This is a genomic window from Halomonas caseinilytica (assembly GCF_001662285.1).
GTDB lineage: Bacteria > Pseudomonadota > Gammaproteobacteria > Pseudomonadales > Halomonadaceae > Halomonas > Halomonas caseinilytica.
Genome location: NZ_BDEO01000006.1, coordinates 180721 through 198176 on the forward strand (window position 1 = coordinate 180721; position 17456 = coordinate 198176).

Consider the following 17456-nt stretch of genomic DNA (forward strand, 5'->3'; position numbering starts at 1 on the left):
GAGACGTCCGCCATCAGCCTAGCTGGCCGATCTTCGAATCGATGCCTGCCTCTTCGGCGGCGCTGTCGGCCAGTGCCCGACCGGCCTCGTCATAGACGTGGAAAACGGCGTGGGCGCCGAGTTCGCGGATCGGCTCGATCTCCTCGGGATACTCCACCACGGCGGTGATGTGGCCCGGGAATTGGCGCGAACGGAGCTGCTTCAGTGCCGCCAGGTTGCCGGCATGGTGGGGCATGGCCAGCACGACCATGCGTACCTCGGGGGACATCAGCAGCTTGTCCCAGAAATCGGAGTCCACGGCATCTCCTTCCAGTATGTTGAAACCGCGTTCGCTCAGCTGGGCAACGCTTCTGGGATTGCTGTCGATACCCAGTACCTGGAGACCATATTCCTTCTGAAGGCGACGGTAGGCGCTGCGTCCGATGCGCCCCATGCCCAGCACCACGGCCTCGGCATTCCCCACTTCGATAGGGCGGTCGCTGGGGGAAAGGGTATCGGTATCGATGGCCGGCAAGCGGGCTTCGATGTGACGGTAGAGACGCTCGTTGAACGCATTGAGCAGGGAGGACACGGCAAAACTCACGGCCACTGCCAGGGACAGGGTCACCAGCCACTTGGCAGGCAGCCAATCGGCGCCCACGGCGATGGCACCGACGATCAGGCCAAACTCCGAGTAGTTGGTCAGGCTCAGCGATGCCAGCAGGGACGTGCGGTGGCGCATGCGAAAGCGCATGAAGACCAACTGATAGAGGATGCCTTTCAGGGGCAGCAACAGGACCAGCAACATCGCCATGCCCATCTGTTCCCAGGTCGGCAGGGCCGTCAGTCCCAGGCTCAGGAAGAATCCCACCAGCAGGAGTTCCTTGAGACTGAACATGGAACGTGCCAGCGTCTGGGCCGCCGGATGAGGGGCCAGCAGCAGGCCGATGATCAGGGCGCCGAGATCGCCCTTGATGCCGACCGCCTCGAAAAGCGCATAGCCCAGCACCAAGGCCAGCAGGATGCCGAACAGCATCTGCATCTCTCCGTGGCCGAGCCGGTCGAGCAGGGCGCGCATGGCGGGTGCCAGAGGGATGAGCAGCACCAGGCCCAATGCCCAGAGGCTGGGCAGGGTGCCGCTGGAAAGGGTCAGGAAGGCGACCGCGAAGATGTCCTGCATGATCAGCACACCGATGGCCAGGCGACCATAGGCGGTCTGGGTCTCGCTACGTTTCTCCAGTACCTTCACCACGAATACCGTGCTGGAGAAGGACAGGGCAAAGGCCAGCAGCAGCAGAGTGGTTGGGGCGACCCCGGCCAGCAACGGCAATCCCAGTGCCTGGAGGGCCGTGAACATGGCCACCAGCATCAGTGTCGAGACAAGCATGTGCAAGCTGGCGCCGCCCCAGACATCCCGGCGCAGTAGCGTGCGGATGTCCAGCTTGAGTCCGATGCTGAACAGCAGCAGGGTCACGCCCACGTCGGCCAGAACACCGAGCAGCGGCGGTGGTGCGATGCCCAGAAAGTTGAGTGCGAAACCGCCGGCCAGAAAGCCCACCAGGGGAGGAAGGCGTAGGCTCAGGGCAACGAGACCACCGAGGAAGGCGGCGATGATGATGGCCGGGTCGATCATGAAGGCTCCGCGGTACCGGGAAGACGTGCAGGCAAATAGTGTAAGGAAGTCGTAAAGTGAATGGCATTCATCATTTCAGCGTAGCGGGACGTCGTGAAGCGAGCGTGACGTATCCAGGTGCCATCAAGGAGGTGGGGTGGGCATGACCAGGCTGATTCTCAATGGCCAGGCAGCGCAATTGCCGCAAGTGCGAGATGCCGTCTTCGCTAGCCGAGAGGCGGGTGCCGACCTGGAAGTGCATGTGACCTGGGAGGATGGGGATGCCGCCAGGCTGGCCGAGCAGGCCGGACGTGCCGGGCGGTCGCGAGTGATCGCCGGCGGTGGCGATGGCACGGTCAACGAGGTGGTCAATGGCCTGATGCGCCTGCCGCGCGAACGTCGCCCGGTCCTGGGCATCCTGCCGTTGGGTAGTGCCAACGACCTGGCGACCTCACTGGGCTTGCCCCTGATGCCCGCGGAGGCACTGGAGGCAGCGTTGTACCTGCCGTCGCATTCCGTTGACGTGGCGCGGCTGGATGATCGCTACTTCCTGAATATGACCACCGGCGGGTTCGGGGCTGAGGTCACGTCTTCCACACCCAAGAGTCTCAAGCGATTGTTGGGCGGTGGTGCCTATTCGTTGATCGGTGCGCTCAAGGCCTGGCAGTACCGCCCCTATCCCGGACGCCTGAGCTGGGCGGAGGGGCAGCGCGATGCCTCACTGTTCGTGCTGGCCATGGGCAATGGCATCCAGTCCGGCGGTGGCCAGCGCCTGACGCCGGAAGCTCGCCTCAACGATGGCCTGCTGGATATTCTGCTGGTACGCGATTTTACCTCGTTACGGGAAATGGTGACGATGCGCCGCGAGCTGCTGGACCGTCCCGCCAGGGGCGAGTTCGTCGAAACCTTTCGTACTTCCTGGGTGACGTTCGAGAGTGAAGGTGACCTTCCGCTGACGCTGGATGGCGAGCCGTTGCGTCGCCGGGGCTTCCATGTCGAGATCGATACCGGGGCTCTGGAACTCGCGGCACCGAGAGAGTGTCCTTTGCTCGAGCGTCATGCGCCAAGGGTGACGGAGTCGAGGACCACGCGGCATCATGAAGGAGTCGATGCCACCAATTCATAGAGGATCCATCATGCTGACGCCTTTTCATCTCGCCGTTCAGGTGCGCGACCTGGCCGAGGCCCGACGCTTCTATGGCGAGTTGCTGGGTTGCGACGAAGGCCGCTCCAGCGATACCTGGGTCGATTTCAATCTCTATGGGCACCAGTTCGTCTGCCATCTCAATCCTGCCCTGGGCGAGGATGCTGGGCTCGAGGGACATCGTAATCCCGTGGATGGTCATGGCGTTCCCGTGCCGCATTTCGGGGTAGTGCTGGAAATGGAAACTTGGGAAGCCTTGGTCGATCGCTTGACCGCGGCGGGTATCCGCTTCGAGATCGAACCCTACGTACGCTTTCAGGGAGAGCCCGGCGAGCAGGCCACCATGTTCTTCCGGGATCCCAGTGGCAATGCCATCGAGTTCAAGGCATTCCGAGACATTCAGGGACAACTGTTTGCGACATAGCTTGCGATGGGGCAGGGGCTCTGGTGCAATGTCGCTTCGTTTCTTGGGAGGCAACGATGGCGATGAAATTCTGTGTGCCGCTTGCACTGGCATTGGCGTTGGTGCTTGCCGGGTGTGGTGACGACAATGGCACGCCCGCGGGCGAAGAGAACGTGACGCAGGAAGCCGACGCGCCACAGCAGCAAGACACTGAAGCGGCCACCACGGACGACGAGGCGACGCAGAGCGAGCGGGTTGCGCGTGATGCCGAGAGTGCCGACCCGGAACAGGCAGCGAGCGAAGCCGCGTCTACGGAGAGCGCCGAGTCGTCGTCGGAGAATGGCGCCGAGTTCGCCGACGAACCATCGGCTCTCGAGTCCCCGCAGGACGGCAATGCTGCCGGCGTCCTGGAGGAGTCGGAAGCGATGCCCGGCGAGACCAGCAGTGACGACGTCGACGCCATCATCGAAGAGACCGAGCGGCGCTTCGAGGAAGCCAGCCAGAAGATCGACGAGCAGTTCAAGGAGGCCGAGCAGGAGACACCTGAGCCGACAGCGGCGCCGGAATCCGAGACCTCCGTGGATCTCGACACCGCGCTCGAGTCAGACGCCGGATTGCCCGAAGACGCTGCCACCCTGGAAGAGGCCAGTTCCGATCCGGAGGTCCAGGCGATCCTGGAGGAGACGGAGCGGCGCTTCGAGGAGGCCAGCCAGAAGATCGATCAGCAGTTCGAGCAGGCCGAACGTCGGGTGCCCGACGAAATCAGCGATGCGACCGAGGAGCCGGGCGGGGCAACGTCTTCCACGGACGATGACACCACGCCTTGACCGGCCATCAAAAAGGCCCACCTGCTGGTGGGCCTTCGAGAAGGTGTCGCGTCGGATGACGACGACGCCGGGGCGGAGGTCGTGGACCTCAGTCGGTGACCCGGACGTTGGAGGCCTGAAGGCCTTTCTTGCCCTGCGTGACCTCGAAGGAGACCTTCTGGCCGTCCTGCAGGGACTTGAAGCCTTCAGCCTGAATCTCGGAGAAGTGGACAAAGAGGTCATCGCCGCCGTCTTCCGGAGAGATGAAGCCATAGCCCTTGGTGTCGTTGAACCACTTGACAGTGCCAGTTGCCATTGTCGATTTCCTTAACTAGCTAAATGATGATGCTGGGTCGAACGGCCCTCAACCGCGCCGTGACCCAAGTGCGTGGGCAAGACAAGAAAGAAGTGCGCACTGGGTGTATCGAAGGGATCGACGTACAACTGACGACTTTTCTACTTGCTGACCAACGCAATGGATGGTGCACCAGCACCAAGGTTGCGTCAACAGAGTGCCGCGGGGAGACTGGTGCTTCCCACCCTTGGTCACTGTAGATCGAAAGCTCCGGGGCGTCCAGCGGCTCGGTGCAGTGCAACAGCTCAATGGCGAGACAGGCTCATGAACCATACGCACATTTCCTCGAAAGACACGCACAGCAAGCTGATCGGCTATCTGCTCTGGTTGTTCGGCTTTCTCGGGGCACACCGCTTCTACTATGGCAAGCCGGTCACCGGCACGATTTGGTTCTTCACGTTCGGCCTGCTGGGCATCGGCTGGTTGATCGACCTGTTCCTGATCCCCGCCATGGATCGTCAGGCGGACCTGCGCTTCCAGGCTGGTCCGATCAACTACTCCCTGGCCTGGTTGCTGCTGACTTTTCTGGGGGCCCTGGGCATTCATCGTTTCTACCAGGGCAAGTGGCTCACCGGTATCCTCTATCTCTGTACCCTGGGGTTGCTCGGTCTTGGCGTGCTGTACGATTTCTGGACCCTCAACGACCAGATATCCATGCGCCATACCGAGCGAGGCATCTTTGGCGGCTGAGGAACGGCGATGTTCTTCGATTCACAGTTCTGGCCCTTTCTGGTGGCGATTACCCTGCTCAGCATCACGCCGGGCGTCGATACTCTGCTGGTCATCCGCAATACCGCCCGCGGCGGGATTCGGGACGGCGTTCTGACCAGCCTGGCGATCTGCAGCGGGCTCTTCGTGCATGCTGCCGTCTCGGCCCTGGGCATTTCACTGATCCTGCTGCAGTCGGCCTGGGCGTTCGGCGCGCTCAAGCTGGCTGGTGCGGCCTATCTGGTCTGGCTGGGCATCAACAGTTTGATGGCGGCGCGGCGCGGCCAGGGACTGCCCGTGTCCGGCGTCGAGGAGGCAACCCGTTCGGTGCCCATGTGGCGGCCGTTGCGTGAGGGACTGCTTTCCAATGTTCTCAATCCCAAGACCGTGGTCTTCTACATGGCCTTCCTGCCGCAGTTCATCTCGCCGGGAGACCCGGCGCTGGCCAAGTCGCTGTGGTTGGCCGGCGTGCACTTCATCGTCGCCAATCTATGGCAGATCGGCGTGGTCTTGATGGTGGGCAGCGCCAGCCGCTGGCTGGCCAGCCCGGCCTTCTCGCGCTGGTTGAATGGCCTGACCGGCGGTGTCTTGATCGGCTTCGGCATCAAGCTCGCGTTGACACGAAGCCCCAGCTGACAGGGCTTATCCTCTTAAAGGCGCGGAGCGCCGTACTGCCCCCTTCTAGCGGCATTAGCCGCGCTTCAGCCCCCGGTGAAACCGGGGGCGTGCTTCTCTGTACTCAATTCCTCGCCTGCAGCGATCCATCATAACGCCCCTGGCGCTCCGCGGGGGTGAGCAGCGCCACACCGCGGGTGTCGCCGCCCTTGGCGAGGCTTTCGAAGATCACGCGGTATGTCATCACGGCCTGCACGTAATGGCGTGTCTCGCGGAAGGGGATGCTTTCGACGAAGAGGTCGAAGGCTTGGGGAGCGTCACGCAGCCAGCGGTCGACGCGATGCGGGCCGGCGTTGTAGGCGGCCGTGGCGGCCAGGCGGTTGCCGTGGTAGCGGTCGAGCATCTCGTCGATGTAGGTGCTGCCCAGGCGGATGTTGAGTGCAGGATCGAGCACGCCATAGGGCCCTGGGTCCGACAGGCCCAGCTTGCGGCTGACATTGGCCGCGGTGCCCGGCATCAGCTGCATCAGGCCTCGGGCGCCGGCCGGTGACAGGGCGTTGGGGTTGTAGGCGCTTTCGCGACGCGCAATGCCCATCAGCAGATAAGGGTCGACGCCGGTGCGCTCGCCCCAGTGCATGAACTGGTCGCGATAGGCCTCGGGGAATCGCCATGGCAGTGCATCCCACAGTTGGGCGGCGATGGTGGTTTGTACCAGGCGTGCATGCCAGCCGCGCTGGTGAGCGTAATCGGCCAGGGCGCGCGCTTCCTCGGTCGAGGCGCGGGCGGCGGCGGCGTACCACTCGCTGCTGGCCAGGCCGGGCTCGTCGATACGCAGCAGGGCTTCGGTACGGCGCACGGCTGGCCAGTTGGCGACGCGCTGACGCAGCCCCGGATCGACCTGGGTGGGAGCCATGTTGAGGGCATAGGGCTGGCCCAGGCGGTCGGCGGCGGCAAACCCATAGAAATCGCGTTCGGTGGCGGCACGCGCATAAGCGGCTCGGGCCGTGGTGTCGTCACCGAGTTGTGCATGGGCGCGGCCCAGCCAGTATTGCCAGCGTGCCTTGTGGCGTTGCTCGGCGGCCATGCTGTCGATCCAGCCGATCACGCCGCGCCAATCGCGATCCGCCAGGGCGACCCGGGTGCGCAATTCGAGCAGTTCGGCGTCGGCCAGACGCGGCAGGGCCTCGTCGACCCAGGCGCGATTCTGACGGATGTCGCGAACCAGCGAATAGAAGACAAGGTCGTGCTCGATCGAGCGTCGATGGGCCTCGTCGATCGACAGGTGTGGCGATATCCTGCGCCAAGCCTCCAGGGCTGCCTCGGTATCGGCTCGCGTGAAGCCGTGCATGCCTGCGGAGAACAGTGCACCGCTGCCTTGGCAGCCGGGGCCGATGCAGGTCGGTATCGTGGTAATGGCCGCGTAGTCGGCTTGCAGGCGCGCCATGGCGGCCTTGCCGTCGCCCCAGTCGGGACCGAGCATGCGGCCAAGGTATTTGGCGAGCCCCGTTTCCCCGTTGCGCCAGGCCAGCATCATGCGCTCCCAGATTTCCAGAGGGCCGATTTCGCCGCGGGCGCGCAGGGTATTGAACAGTGGATTGCAGGCCTCCGGCTGGGAATGTCCCTTGTGCCATAGCTCGCGCCCGCCTTGTGCCGCCGTGGCGGGTGCGGTATCAAGCAAGGCGGCATAATAGTGACATTGGCGCTCGGTACCGTCGGGAACGCCGTCGGCCACTGCCAGGAGATCGCCGTAGCGTCCTGCCTCGCCGTAGGCCGAGATAGCCTGGCCGCGCATCCAGCCGGCCAGTGGCGAATCACTGTGCGTCTCGATGAAGTGCAGTACGCGATCGGGGCTGGCCGCGGGGAGACGTGCCTTGAGGCGGTGGTAGTCGATGTAGCCGGCCAGGACGTGGTTCTCGATGGCGGCCTGGTCGATGGCGTGCCATTGCTGGCTCCGTGCTGCCTGCAGGGCGTCGTGCATGGCACGATCGTCGGCCGGGGCGGCCATTGGCCACCACAGCAGGGCCGCAGTCAGCAGGGCTTTCCAGTAGGCGAAGGACGGGGACCGGAGCATCTGAATATCTCGCTGGTTCGCCGGCGTGAGCCGAAAGTGAATGAAACGCATGATGGCCGCATCATATCGACGTCGTCGACAAGACCGGAGTGTCTCGTTGAGGATATCCTATCGTCTGGCCGTGTGCTGCTTCCTCAGGAGATCATGATGGCACTATTCAAAGGATTGTCGTTGTTCCAGCGCTTGAAGCACCGCTCCCGCGCCCTGGGGCGGATGGGCCGTGCCTTGCAGCTGTTCGTCCCGATGCTAGTCGACGTGGTACGTGGCCGCTACCGCCCCGTCCCCTGGAGCGCGATGGCGTGGATGCTGCTGGCGCTGGTCTATCTGGTGTCTCCGCTGGACTTGATTCCCGATTTTCTGATGCTGATTGGCCTGGTCGACGATGTGGTCGTGGTCGGCTGGCTGCTGACGAAGGTGGATCGCTCCCTCGACCCGTATCGGATCTGGAAGGAGGGGGAAGATATCGAGCAGGTCTGACGTATTGGCGGATGGGCGCGGAATGCGCTAGCTTGTTGATCAAACGTTTGTTCGTCATGAGTCAACCATGTCTTCCGATACTCCCGACGCTGCGGCCTGGCGGCGCGCCATCACACGCTTCGTCACGGTGATTCCTCATACACGAGGATTCGGCCTGACGGTGCTCGAGGCGGGGCCCGAAAGGGTGTTGCTGCGTCTGCCTTGGGACGATGATCTGCTCGGTGATTCGACGCGAGGCCTGTTGCATGGCGGCGTGGCCACCATGCTGCTGGATACGGCCTGTGGCTCGTCTGTGTTGCCGGCACTGCCCGAGCCTGAGGTGTGTCCGACTCTCGATCTGCGGGTCGACCACTACCGGCCCGGCGTGACAGGGCAGGATCTGCATGTCGAGGCTCGGGTGGTCTCGGTCACGGCTTCGGTGGTGTTCACCGAGGGACGGCTGTGGCAATGCGCCGAGCGACCGATAGCGCGAGGTATCGCCAATTTCATGCGTCTCGGCGCGCGCAATACGCCGCCGGGGTTCAAGCAGGCCCTGTTCGCCGCGGAGAACGACCATGACTGATGCCTTCCATGATGCTGAGTGGCTGGCGCGTACCCGACAGCAGGGCGATGTGACGGCCTGGCTGGAGCGGATGCCCTACGCTTGTCGGATCGGCGTATCCGTCGAGAGCGCGGAAGAGGGCGATGGCCTGCTGTTTCGTCTGGCCCCACGCGAGGACAACATCGGCAATGTGTTGCTGCCGGCCCTGCATGGCGGTGTGGTCTCGGCCTTCATGGAAACCGCCGCGACCCTGGACCTGATGCTGGCAGCGCGAGAACCGCGCTTGCCGCGTGTCGTCGATGTCTCCATCGACTATCTGAGCACGGCCAGGGTGGTACCGACGCTGGCTCGTTGCGAGTTACTGCGCGAGGGGCGGCGCATGGCCAATGTGCGTGTCTGGGCCTGGCAGTCGGACGAAGCGTCTCCAGTGGCCACGGCGCGTCTGCATTTCGCGTTGGCCGAGGTGTCGGCACAGGACGCTTGAAAAACGCGTGGCGAGCCCCATATCGACGACAGTTATCCGCTGGTGGCCGTTGCCACCGCCACCACTGTCATGTCGAGAAAGGGGTCCAAGATAGATGACCACTGCCACCCATGAGGAAACCCTTGGCTTCCAGACCGAAGTCAAGCAACTGTTGCACCTGATGATTCACTCCCTGTACTCCAACAGGGAGATTTTCCTGCGCGAGCTGATCTCCAACGCTGCCGATGCCTGCGACAAGCTGCGCTACGCGGCGCTGGACAACGATGCCATCTTCGAAGGCGACAGCGACCTGCGCATCGAGATCGAACATGATCAGGATGCCGGGACCATCACGCTGCGCGACAACGGCATCGGCATGAACCGCGACGAGGTGATCGAGAACCTCGGGACCATCGCGCGCAGTGGCACGTCCGAATTCCTCAAGCAGCTGTCCGGCGAGCAGCAGAAGGATGCCAAGCTGATCGGCCAGTTCGGTGTCGGCTTCTATTCTGGCTTCATCGTCGCCGACGACATCACGGTGCGCACCCGCAAGGCAGGCACCGATGCCAGCGATGGTGTCGAGTGGCGCTCCCAGGGCGAGGGCGAGTTCAGCGTGGCGGATATCGAGCTCGAGCGCCATGGCACCGAGATCGTACTGCACCTCAAGGAGGATGCTCGCGAATTCGCCGATGACTTCCGGCTCAAGAGCCTGGTACGCAAGTACTCCGATCACATCGACGTGCCGGTGCGCATGCCCAAGGTCGAGAAGGCCCACGACGAAGAGGGCAACGAGATCGAGGGCAGCGAGACCACGACCTGGGAGACCGTCAACGAGGCCACTGCACTCTGGGTTCGGCCCAAGTCGGAGATCGATGACGACGAGTACAAGGCCTTCTACAAGCATGTGGCCCATGACTTTTCCGATCCGCTGACCTGGAGCCACAACAAGGTCGAGGGCAAGCTCGAGTACACCAGCCTGCTGTATGTGCCGGGTCGCGCGCCCTTCGACCTTTACGAGCGCGATGGCGCCCGGGGCGTGAAGCTCTACGTGCAGCGCGTCTTCATCATGGACGACGCCGAGCAGTTCCTGCCGCTCTACCTGCGCTTCATCAAGGGGGTGCTGGATACGCGTGATCTGTCGCTCAACGTCTCCCGCGAGCTGCTGCAGCAGGATCCCCAGGTCGACAAGATCAAGTCGGCGCTGACCAAACGTTCTCTGGACATGCTCAAGAAGCTGGCCAAGGACGACGAGGCCTATCAGACGTTCTGGAATACCTTCGGCAGCGTGCTCAAGGAAGGTCCGGCGGAGGATCACGCCAATCGCGAGAAGATCGCCGGTCTGCTGCGCTTCTCCACCACCCATACCGACAGCGCTACCCAGGATCAGTCCCTGGCCGATTACATCGGGCGCATGAAGGAAGGCCAGGAGAAGATCTACTACATCGTCGCCGACGGCTTCAATGCGGCCAAGAACAGCCCGCACCTGGAGATCTTCCGCAAGAAGGGCGTCGAGGTTCTGTTGCTCCACGACCGCATCGATGAGTGGCTGATGAGCCATCTCACCGAGTTCGAGGGCAAGTCCTTCGTCGACGTGGCCAAGGGCGAGCTCGATCTCGGCGAGGTCGAGGACGAGGAAGAGAAGAAGGCCCAGGAAGAGACCGCAAAGGCCAAGGAAGACCTGGTCAAGCGTGTCAAGGAGGCGCTGGGCGAGGCAGTGCAGGAGGTCAAGGTGACCCACCGCCTCACCGACTCCCCGGCCTGCGTGGTGCTGCCCGAACACGAGATGGGCTACCAGATGCGGCGCATCATGGAAGCCGCCGGTCAGCCGTTGCCCGAGGTGAAGCCGATCCTCGAGCTCAATCCCGAGCATGCCCTGGTGACGCGCCTGGAGGGTGCCGACGATGCGGCCTTCGGGGACCTGGCGCACATCCTGCTCGATCAGGCGATCATCGCCGAGGGTGGCCATCTCGACGATCCGGCAGCTTACGTCAAGCGACTCAATGCCTTGCTGAGTGCTTGACGTCCACGTCAAGCTAGAAAATTTTCAGCCATGCACGACCCCGCCTCGGCGGGGTCGTGTCGTGTCTGGACGGCGGTTAGAGCGATCATTCGGAAGCGTCGTCGACGATGGCATCGGCGGCATGCGCCTTGAGAAAGGTTCCCGTCTCAGGTAAAGATAGCCGGTTCGAGTCGTGGATAACGATAAACCTGCAAGGGGAGATCCAACGTGAAGATTGGTGCACCCAAGGAGTGCGCTGAAGGGGAAGCGCGTGTCGCGCTGACCCCGGAGAGCGCCCAGCATCTCCAGAAGCTTGGACACGAATGTTTGGTAGAAGCCGGTGCCGGAACGGCGGCCGGGTTCGACGATACGGCCTATCGCGAGGCCGGCGTCGAGGTGATTGAAGGAGCCGAGGCGTTATGGGACGCGGCTGATGTCGTCATCAAGGTGCGCGAGCCTTCCGATGAGGAAGCCGGGCGCCTGCGGCAGGGCAAGACGCTGATTTCCTTCTTCTGGCCGGCCCAGAACGAGGAACTGCTGGAGCGTTGCCGGGCGACCGGCGCCAATGTCATCGCCATGGACATGGTGCCGCGGATTTCCCGTGCCCAGAAGATGGACGCTCTGTCTTCCACCGCCAATATTGCCGGTTATCGAGCGGTGATCGAGGCGGGTAACCAGTTCGGACGCTTCTTCACCGGTCAGGTGACCGCGGCCGGCAAGGTACCGCCGGCCAAGGTGCTGGTGATCGGTGCAGGCGTGGCGGGGCTCGCGGCCATCGGTACCGCGACCAGCCTGGGGGCGGTGGTACGTGCCTTCGACGTGCGGCCCGAAGTGGCCGAGCAGATCGAGTCGATGGGGGCCGAGTTCCTGTTCCTCGATTTCGACGATGCTGAAGACGGCTCGGAAAGCGGTGGCTATGCCAAGCCTTCCAGTCCCGAGTTTCGCGAGAAGCAGTTGGCGCTGTTCCGTGAGCAGGCACCGGATGTGGATATCGTCATCACCACGGCTCTGATTCCGGGCAAGCCGGCGCCCAAGCTTTGGCTGGACGACATGGTCAAGGCCATGAAGCCGGGCTCCGTGATCGTCGACCTGGCTGCCGAGCGGGGCGGCAACTGCGATCTTACCGAGCCCGATCAGCGCATCGTGACGGACAATGGCGTGGTCATTGTCGGCTATACCGACTTCCCCTCGCGGATGGCGACGCAGGCTTCGCTGCTCTATGCCACCAACGTTCGCCACATGCTTGCCGACCTCACGCCGGAGAAGGATGGCCAGCTCCATCACGATATGGAGGACGATGTCATCCGCGGGGCTACGGTTGCCTACGAAGGCGAGATCACTTTCCCGCCGCCGCCGCCCAAGGTACAGGCCATCGGCGCGGCCAAGCCGAAGCCCAAGGAGAAGGAGCCGACACCGGAGGAGAAAAAGGCTGCCGAGCATGCCGCCTTCGTCGGCCAGACCAAGCGCCAGGTGGGCATGCTCGCCGTTGGCGGCGCCTTGATGCTGCTGCTCGGCCAGGTGGCGCCGGCGTCCTTCATGCAGCACTTCATCGTCTTCGTGCTGGCCTGCTTCGTCGGCTTCCAGGTCATCTGGGGGGTGAGTCACTCCTTGCATACGCCGCTGATGGCGGTGACCAACGCGATCTCGGGCATCATCGTGCTAGGTGCGATATTGCAGATCGGCTCGGGGAGCTTCCTGGTGGGGCTGCTGGCGGCGATCTCGGTACTGATCGCGACCATCAATATCGTGGGTGGCTTCCTGGTGACACGCCGGATGCTGGCCATGTTCCAGAAGTCCTGAACCGCGGGGAGACACTATGTTGAGTCAAGGATTCGTGTCCGCCGCGGCGATCGCGGCGAGTGTGTTGTTCATCCTCTCTCTCGGGGGACTGAGCAATCAGGAGAAGGCCAAGCGAGCCGTCTGGTACGGCATCGTCGGCATGGCCGTGGCCGTGCTGTTCACCGCCTTCGGGCCGGGGATCGGCGGCTACTGGTGGATGGTGCCGATGATGATCATCGGGGCCGTGGTCGGCGTCTATCTGGCGAAAAAGGTCGACATGACCGAGATGCCCCAGCTGGTGGCCGCGTTGCACAGCTTCGTCGGCCTGGCAGCGGTGTTCGTCGGCTTCAATGCCGACCTGGAACGCCGTCGCGTGCTGGCCGCCGAAGGCAGCCAAGAAGGGTTCTCGGCATTCGCTGCCCTGGTTGCCGAAAAGACCCCGGCAGAGTTGACCTTTTTGCAGATCGAAGTGGTGCTTGGGGTGTTCATCGGCGCGGTGACCTTCACCGGGTCGGTGATCGCCTTCGGCAAGCTGGCCGGCAAGGTCGATGGCAAACCTCGCCAGCTGCCTGGCGGGCATCTGCTCAATGCCGGCGCGGCTGCGCTGTCGCTGCTGCTGGCCATTCTCTATCTGAACGGTGCCGGCTTCTGGACGCTGTTGCTGCTGGCGGTGCTGGCCTTGTTCATCGGCTATCACCTGATCATGGGCATCGGTGGTGCCGACATGCCGGTGGTGGTATCGATGCTCAACAGCTACTCCGGCTGGGCGGCGGCGGCCATCGGCTTCACGCTCTCCAATGACCTGTTGATCGTCACCGGCGCCCTGGTGGGCTCCTCGGGTGCCATCCTCTCCTACATCATGTGCAAGGCGATGAACCGCAACTTCATCAACGTGATTCTGGGAGGCTTCGGTGGCAGCCAGGGGCCGGCCGCTGAGATTGAAGGCGAGCAGGTGGCGATCGACACCGGTGGCGTGGCCAGTGCCTTGAACGATGCCGACCGGGTGATCATCGTGCCGGGCTATGGCATGGCGGTGGCTCAGGCGCAGAATGCGGTGAGCGAGCTGACTCGCAAGCTGCGCAGCGCCGGCAAGGACGTGCGGTTTGGCATCCATCCGGTGGCGGGCCGTCTGCCGGGGCACATGAACGTGCTGCTGGCCGAGGCCAAGGTGCCCTACGACATCGTGCTGGAGATGGACGAGATCAACGACGACTTCGCCGAGACTGATGTGGTGATCGTCATCGGTTCCAACGATATCGTCAATCCGGCTGCCCAGGAGGATCCCAACAGCCCCATTGCCGGCATGCCGGTGCTGCGGGTCTGGGAGGCCAAGCAGGTCTTCGTCTGCAAGCGCGGTCAGGGCACCGGTTATTCCGGTATCGAGAATCCGCTGTTCTTCAAGGAAAACACGCGAATGCTCTATGGCGATGCCCGTTCGAGCATCGATACTCTGGTTCCGCTGATCGAGTGAGTCGTCGGGCCGGCATTGGCCGGCCCGATTCAGCATGCTATCAAACGCCCCGAACCGGGGCGTTTTTCGTTACAATTTCCCCATCATTCTCAGGCTCGGGGCGACCATGTCCGACGATTGCAACAGGGTGGCGGTACTCGGCGGCGGCAGTTTTGGTACCGCGCTTGCCAGCATCGCCGCTGACAACGGCTTCGAGGTGCGTCAGTGGCTGCGTGATCCCGAACTCGCCGCGCAGATCAATCGTGAACACCGCAATGGCCGTTACCTGCCCGATTACGACATCAATCCTGCGGTATCGGCACATACACGGCTGAGCGACGCACTGGACGGCGCCGGCCTGGTATTGGTGTCGATTCCGTCCAAGGGCTTTCGCGATGTGGTGCGTCAGGCGCGCCCCTGGCTGGACCCTGAGCGCATCCTGGTCAGTACCACCAAGGGGATCCAGGAAGAAGGCTTCAAACTGATGAGCCAGATTCTGGAAGAGGAAACCGGTGGCCGGCACATCGGGGTGCTCTCGGGGCCCAACCTGGCCTCCGAGGTCGCCGAGCGCCAACTGACTGCCACAGTGATCGCCAGCCATGATCCCGTGACCCGAACCCGGGTCCAGACCGCGCTGGGATGCGACTACTTTCGCGTCTATGCCAGCAACGACCGCTATGGCGTGGAGCTCGGGGGTGCCCTGAAGAATATCTACGCCATTGCCGCGGGAATGGCGGCAGCACTGGGCATGGGCGAGAATACTCGCAGCATGTTGATGACGCGCGCGCTCGCCGAGATGAGCCGCTTTGCCGTGGCCCAGGGGGCCAATCCCATGACCTTCCTCGGCCTTGCCGGCGTGGGCGATCTCATCGTCACCTGCTCGTCGAGCCTGTCGCGCAACTATCGCGTGGGTTTTGCTCTCGGCGAGGGACGAAGCCTCGATGAGGCGATCGAATCGCTCGGCCAGGTGGCCGAGGGCGTCAACACGGTGAGGTTGGTACGCGACATGGCGCGCCATGAAGGCGTCTACATGCCGCTTGCCGAAGGACTCTATCAGGTGCTGTTCCGCGAGGTTCCGGCCAGGGAAATGGCGCGCTTGCTGATGCTGGGGGAACAAAGCAGCGACGTCGAGTTCGTGTTGTCACGGGAGAACGTGCAGCGCGATCACCGGGACTCGGGAGGCGAAAATGGCTGAAACCCTGTTGATCATGCGTCATGGCGAGGCAGGAGCCGGGTCGCCCGATGCCGCACGGGAATTGACGCCTCGGGGGCACCGCGAGGCGACCCGCATGGCGACCTGGCTGGCCGGTCGCGATGATCTGGAACTGTCGAGACTGCGCCTGCTGGCGAGTCCGTATCAGCGTGCCCAGCAGACGGCCGCACACATTGCCGAGGCACTGGGCCTGACCGTGGAACCCCTGTCGCTGATCACGCCCGACGATCCTCCCGGCGCGGTGCTCGACTGGCTGCTGGAGGCATCACCCGAAGCGCCCGTCATGCTGGTCAGCCACATGCCGCTGGTCGGCGCCCTGACTGGCCTGCTGGTGGAAGGGCGCAGCGATCATGGCCTTGGGCTGCCCACCGCCGCCATTGCCGAACTGGAAGCCGAGGTGCCGGCGGCGGGCTGCGCACGACTGACGCGTTTCACCACGCCAGACGATCTACCCGACCCTGGAGTTAGCCGACCATGAGCTTCATCGTCAATAACCGTGTCCACGTAAATCCTGGTTACGAGACCGAATTCGAGGAGCGCTTCCGTGCCCGGGCCGGGGAGATCGACAAGCAGCCCGGTTTCATTGCCATGCGGGTGTTGCGCCCGCAGGGCAACCAGGCGCCCTATGTCGTCGAGACCGAGTGGGAAAGCCAGGAGGCCTTTCGTGCCTGGGTGGGCAGCGACGACTTCAAGCGGGCTCATGCCAACCCGATGCCGCCGGAGGCCACCGGTGAAGGTGGCGGCCTCGAGCAGTTCGAGGTGGTGGAGGGCACCGATACGACCGCGGGTATCGGTACTTAGATCAGCCCTGCCACCCGCAGGGCGAAGACCCCGGCAGTGATCGTGATGCTCGCCATCAAGGTAGTCAGCGCAATGATGTTGGCGGTAAGCGTTTCATCGCCCCCCATGGCTTTGGCCATGACGAAGGCCGCCGCTGCCGTGGGGCTGGCGAAGAATAGGAACATCACGCCCAGTTCGCGTCCCTCGAAGCCGATCAACCAGGCGGTTGCGGTCGCCAGAAAGGGAATGCTGACCATCTTCCAGGTGCTGGCGCCCAGTGCCGGCCCATAGCCCCTTTTCAGGGCACGGGTCGACAGGGTGCCGCCAATGCAGATCAGGGCCAGCGGGAGCGTCAGGGAGGCGAAATAGTCACCGGTGGTGGCCAACCAGATCGGTAATCGTACCTCGAAAAGCGCCAGGGGCGTGGCGGCCAGGACGGCCAGGATCAGAGGGTTGGTCAGGATATGCTTGGCGATGCTTCGCCACTGAGCGAGTCTCGAGCCTTTATCCCGTGGCCGATAAAAGCTGAGCACGACCACTGACAGAATGTTGTAGGTCAGAATCACCACGCCGAGCAGCAGCCCGCCGATGGACAGTCCCGCCTCACCGTACATGCCATGGGCCAGGGCCATGCCGACGATGCCGCAGTTGCCGCGAAAGCCCCCCTGGACATAGACGCCACGCAGATGTCGGGGCATGCGCCAGCCGGCCCAGGCCCAGCACAAGAAGAAACTGGCCAGGGTTGCCAGGGCGAAGTAGAGCAGCAGCCAAGGGTTGAAGGTGTTTCCCAGGTCAGCGCCGATCAGGCTCAGGAAGATCAGGGTCGGCAGGGTGCCGCGGAAGACCAGCCGGGAGGCGGTGTTGACGAAGTTCTGATCGATCCAGCCCAGGCGCTTCAGGCCGATGCCGATGAACACCATGGCAAATACCGGCAGGGTGATGCCGAGGGTGCCGAGGAAAATATCGGTCAGTGACATGCGGACATCCTGTGTCGGCTCTGAACCCTCGGGGTATCGTCATCTTGCGACCAGGCACACGGGGTCGCCGAGGCAATATCGAGA

Annotated in this window: 18 protein-coding genes; 14 read left to right on the plus strand and 4 right to left on the minus strand. The window is 63.3% G+C overall.

The genetic code is table 11. The features are described 5' to 3' along the window. Positions 1-13: 13 nt before the first annotated feature. The gene (locus tag HSDC_RS07080) at positions 14-1612 is read right to left on the minus strand and encodes a cation:proton antiporter domain-containing protein (protein WP_170862771.1); all 1599 of its coding nucleotides are present in this window, start codon (positions 1610-1612) and stop codon (positions 14-16) included. A 142-nt stretch (positions 1613-1754) separates the two neighbouring features. Between HSDC_RS07080 and yegS the strand changes: the two genes are divergently transcribed. Genes yegS through HSDC_RS07095 form a run of 3 tightly spaced genes read left to right on the plus strand, consistent with a single transcriptional unit; the run spans position 1755 to position 3965 of the window. Next, a complete protein-coding gene (gene yegS / locus HSDC_RS07085) occupies positions 1755-2717 on the plus strand; it encodes a lipid kinase YegS (protein ID WP_082919975.1) in 963 nt (320 codons plus the stop codon). A 10-nt stretch (positions 2718-2727) separates the two neighbouring features. Further along, positions 2728-3159, plus strand: coding sequence for a VOC family protein (locus HSDC_RS07090; protein ID WP_064699240.1), 432 nt, complete (start codon positions 2728-2730; stop codon positions 3157-3159). A gap of 56 nt (positions 3160-3215) precedes the next feature. Beyond that, the gene (locus HSDC_RS07095; protein ID WP_064701102.1) at positions 3216-3965 is read left to right on the plus strand and encodes a hypothetical protein; all 750 of its coding nucleotides are present in this window, start codon (positions 3216-3218) and stop codon (positions 3963-3965) included. Between the two features lie 88 nt (positions 3966-4053). Here HSDC_RS07095 and HSDC_RS07100 read toward each other — a convergent pair whose 3' ends face one another. Beyond that, the gene (locus tag HSDC_RS07100; RefSeq protein ID WP_013333187.1) at positions 4054-4260 is read right to left on the minus strand and encodes a cold-shock protein; all 207 of its coding nucleotides are present in this window, start codon (positions 4258-4260) and stop codon (positions 4054-4056) included. 303 nt (positions 4261-4563) lie between these two features. Between HSDC_RS07100 and HSDC_RS07105 the strand changes: the two genes are divergently transcribed. Together HSDC_RS07105 and HSDC_RS07110 are read left to right on the plus strand one after the other, a co-directional pair. Next, positions 4564-4989: a TM2 domain-containing protein gene (locus tag HSDC_RS07105; RefSeq protein ID WP_064699242.1), complete on the plus strand. Its 426-nt coding sequence runs from the start codon at positions 4564-4566 to the stop codon at positions 4987-4989. Positions 4990-4998: 9 nt separating this feature from the next. Further along, positions 4999-5643 carry a LysE family translocator gene (locus tag HSDC_RS07110; protein ID WP_064699243.1) on the plus strand — a complete coding sequence of 215 codons (645 nt, stop codon included), beginning with the start codon at positions 4999-5001 and terminating at the stop codon, positions 5641-5643. Between the two features lie 103 nt (positions 5644-5746). On the opposite strand, the gene HSDC_RS07115 is transcribed toward HSDC_RS07110, so the two are convergent. Then, positions 5747-7693 carry a transglycosylase SLT domain-containing protein gene (locus HSDC_RS07115; protein WP_064699362.1) on the minus strand — a complete coding sequence of 649 codons (1947 nt, stop codon included), beginning with the start codon at positions 7691-7693 and terminating at the stop codon, positions 5747-5749. Between the two features lie 147 nt (positions 7694-7840). Here HSDC_RS07115 and HSDC_RS07120 point away from each other — a divergent pair, with 147 nt between their 5' ends. The 9 genes from HSDC_RS07120 to HSDC_RS07160 all read left to right on the plus strand — a co-directional run bounded on the left by HSDC_RS07120 (position 7841) and on the right by HSDC_RS07160 (position 16416). Next, positions 7841-8170, plus strand: coding sequence for a YkvA family protein (locus HSDC_RS07120; RefSeq protein ID WP_064699244.1), 330 nt, complete (start codon positions 7841-7843; stop codon positions 8168-8170). 67 nt (positions 8171-8237) lie between these two features. Next, positions 8238-8732 carry a PaaI family thioesterase gene (locus HSDC_RS07125; protein WP_064699245.1) on the plus strand — a complete coding sequence of 165 codons (495 nt, stop codon included), beginning with the start codon at positions 8238-8240 and terminating at the stop codon, positions 8730-8732. After that, the gene (locus tag HSDC_RS07130; RefSeq protein ID WP_064699246.1) at positions 8725-9195 is read left to right on the plus strand and encodes a PaaI family thioesterase; all 471 of its coding nucleotides are present in this window, start codon (positions 8725-8727) and stop codon (positions 9193-9195) included. Before HSDC_RS07125 ends, HSDC_RS07130 begins: the two co-directional genes overlap by 8 nt. A gap of 94 nt (positions 9196-9289) precedes the next feature. Then, positions 9290-11194 (plus strand): molecular chaperone HtpG, encoded by a 1905-nt coding sequence (htpG, locus tag HSDC_RS07135; RefSeq protein ID WP_064699247.1) that lies wholly within the window; start codon positions 9290-9292, stop codon positions 11192-11194. A 207-nt stretch (positions 11195-11401) separates the two neighbouring features. After that, positions 11402-12973, plus strand: coding sequence for a Re/Si-specific NAD(P)(+) transhydrogenase subunit alpha (locus HSDC_RS07140; protein WP_064699248.1), 1572 nt, complete (start codon positions 11402-11404; stop codon positions 12971-12973). Positions 12974-12989: 16 nt separating this feature from the next. After that, positions 12990-14423, plus strand: a complete 1434-nt coding sequence (locus HSDC_RS07145) for an NAD(P)(+) transhydrogenase (Re/Si-specific) subunit beta (RefSeq protein ID WP_064699249.1) — start codon at positions 12990-12992, stop codon at positions 14421-14423. A gap of 106 nt (positions 14424-14529) precedes the next feature. Further along, complete coding sequence (locus HSDC_RS07150) at positions 14530-15597, plus strand: NAD(P)H-dependent glycerol-3-phosphate dehydrogenase (RefSeq protein ID WP_064699250.1); 1068 nt, start codon at positions 14530-14532, stop codon at positions 15595-15597. Then, positions 15590-16093, plus strand: coding sequence for a phosphohistidine phosphatase SixA (gene sixA / locus HSDC_RS07155; protein ID WP_064699251.1), 504 nt, complete (start codon positions 15590-15592; stop codon positions 16091-16093). The genes HSDC_RS07150 and sixA overlap by 8 nt, the downstream gene beginning before the upstream one ends. Beyond that, the gene (locus HSDC_RS07160) at positions 16090-16416 is read left to right on the plus strand and encodes an antibiotic biosynthesis monooxygenase family protein (RefSeq protein WP_064699252.1); all 327 of its coding nucleotides are present in this window, start codon (positions 16090-16092) and stop codon (positions 16414-16416) included. The genes sixA and HSDC_RS07160 overlap by 4 nt, the downstream gene beginning before the upstream one ends. Here HSDC_RS07160 and HSDC_RS07165 read toward each other — a convergent pair. Then, a complete protein-coding gene (locus HSDC_RS07165) occupies positions 16413-17372 on the minus strand; it encodes an AEC family transporter (protein ID WP_064699253.1) in 960 nt (319 codons plus the stop codon). The genes HSDC_RS07160 and HSDC_RS07165 overlap by 4 nt on opposite strands. Between the last annotated feature and the right edge of the window lie 84 nt (positions 17373-17456).

Excerpts from the sequence above, each read along its gene's own strand:
- HSDC_RS07080 (WP_170862771.1), bottom strand. The coding sequence starts at position 1,612 with ATGATCGACCCGGCCATCATCATCGCCGCCTTCCTCGGTGGTCTCGTT.
- yegS (WP_082919975.1), top strand. The coding sequence starts at position 1,755 with ATGACCAGGCTGATTCTCAATGGCCAGGCAGCGCAATTGCCGCAAGTG.
- HSDC_RS07090 (WP_064699240.1), top strand. The coding sequence starts at position 2,728 with ATGCTGACGCCTTTTCATCTCGCCGTTCAGGTGCGCGACCTGGCCGAG.
- HSDC_RS07095 (WP_064701102.1), top strand. The coding sequence starts at position 3,216 with ATGGCGATGAAATTCTGTGTGCCGCTTGCACTGGCATTGGCGTTGGTG.
- HSDC_RS07100 (WP_013333187.1), bottom strand. The coding sequence starts at position 4,260 with ATGGCAACTGGCACTGTCAAGTGGTTCAACGACACCAAGGGCTATGGC.
- HSDC_RS07105 (WP_064699242.1), top strand. The coding sequence starts at position 4,564 with ATGAACCATACGCACATTTCCTCGAAAGACACGCACAGCAAGCTGATC.
- HSDC_RS07110 (WP_064699243.1), top strand. The coding sequence starts at position 4,999 with ATGTTCTTCGATTCACAGTTCTGGCCCTTTCTGGTGGCGATTACCCTG.
- HSDC_RS07115 (WP_064699362.1), bottom strand. The coding sequence starts at position 7,693 with ATGCTCCGGTCCCCGTCCTTCGCCTACTGGAAAGCCCTGCTGACTGCG.
- HSDC_RS07120 (WP_064699244.1), top strand. The coding sequence starts at position 7,841 with ATGGCACTATTCAAAGGATTGTCGTTGTTCCAGCGCTTGAAGCACCGC.
- HSDC_RS07125 (WP_064699245.1), top strand. The coding sequence starts at position 8,238 with ATGTCTTCCGATACTCCCGACGCTGCGGCCTGGCGGCGCGCCATCACA.
- HSDC_RS07130 (WP_064699246.1), top strand. The coding sequence starts at position 8,725 with ATGACTGATGCCTTCCATGATGCTGAGTGGCTGGCGCGTACCCGACAG.
- htpG (WP_064699247.1), top strand. The coding sequence starts at position 9,290 with ATGACCACTGCCACCCATGAGGAAACCCTTGGCTTCCAGACCGAAGTC.
- HSDC_RS07145 (WP_064699249.1), top strand. The coding sequence starts at position 12,990 with ATGTTGAGTCAAGGATTCGTGTCCGCCGCGGCGATCGCGGCGAGTGTG.
- HSDC_RS07150 (WP_064699250.1), top strand. The coding sequence starts at position 14,530 with ATGTCCGACGATTGCAACAGGGTGGCGGTACTCGGCGGCGGCAGTTTT.
- sixA (WP_064699251.1), top strand. The coding sequence starts at position 15,590 with ATGGCTGAAACCCTGTTGATCATGCGTCATGGCGAGGCAGGAGCCGGG.
- HSDC_RS07160 (WP_064699252.1), top strand. The coding sequence starts at position 16,090 with ATGAGCTTCATCGTCAATAACCGTGTCCACGTAAATCCTGGTTACGAG.
- HSDC_RS07165 (WP_064699253.1), bottom strand. The coding sequence starts at position 17,372 with ATGTCACTGACCGATATTTTCCTCGGCACCCTCGGCATCACCCTGCCG.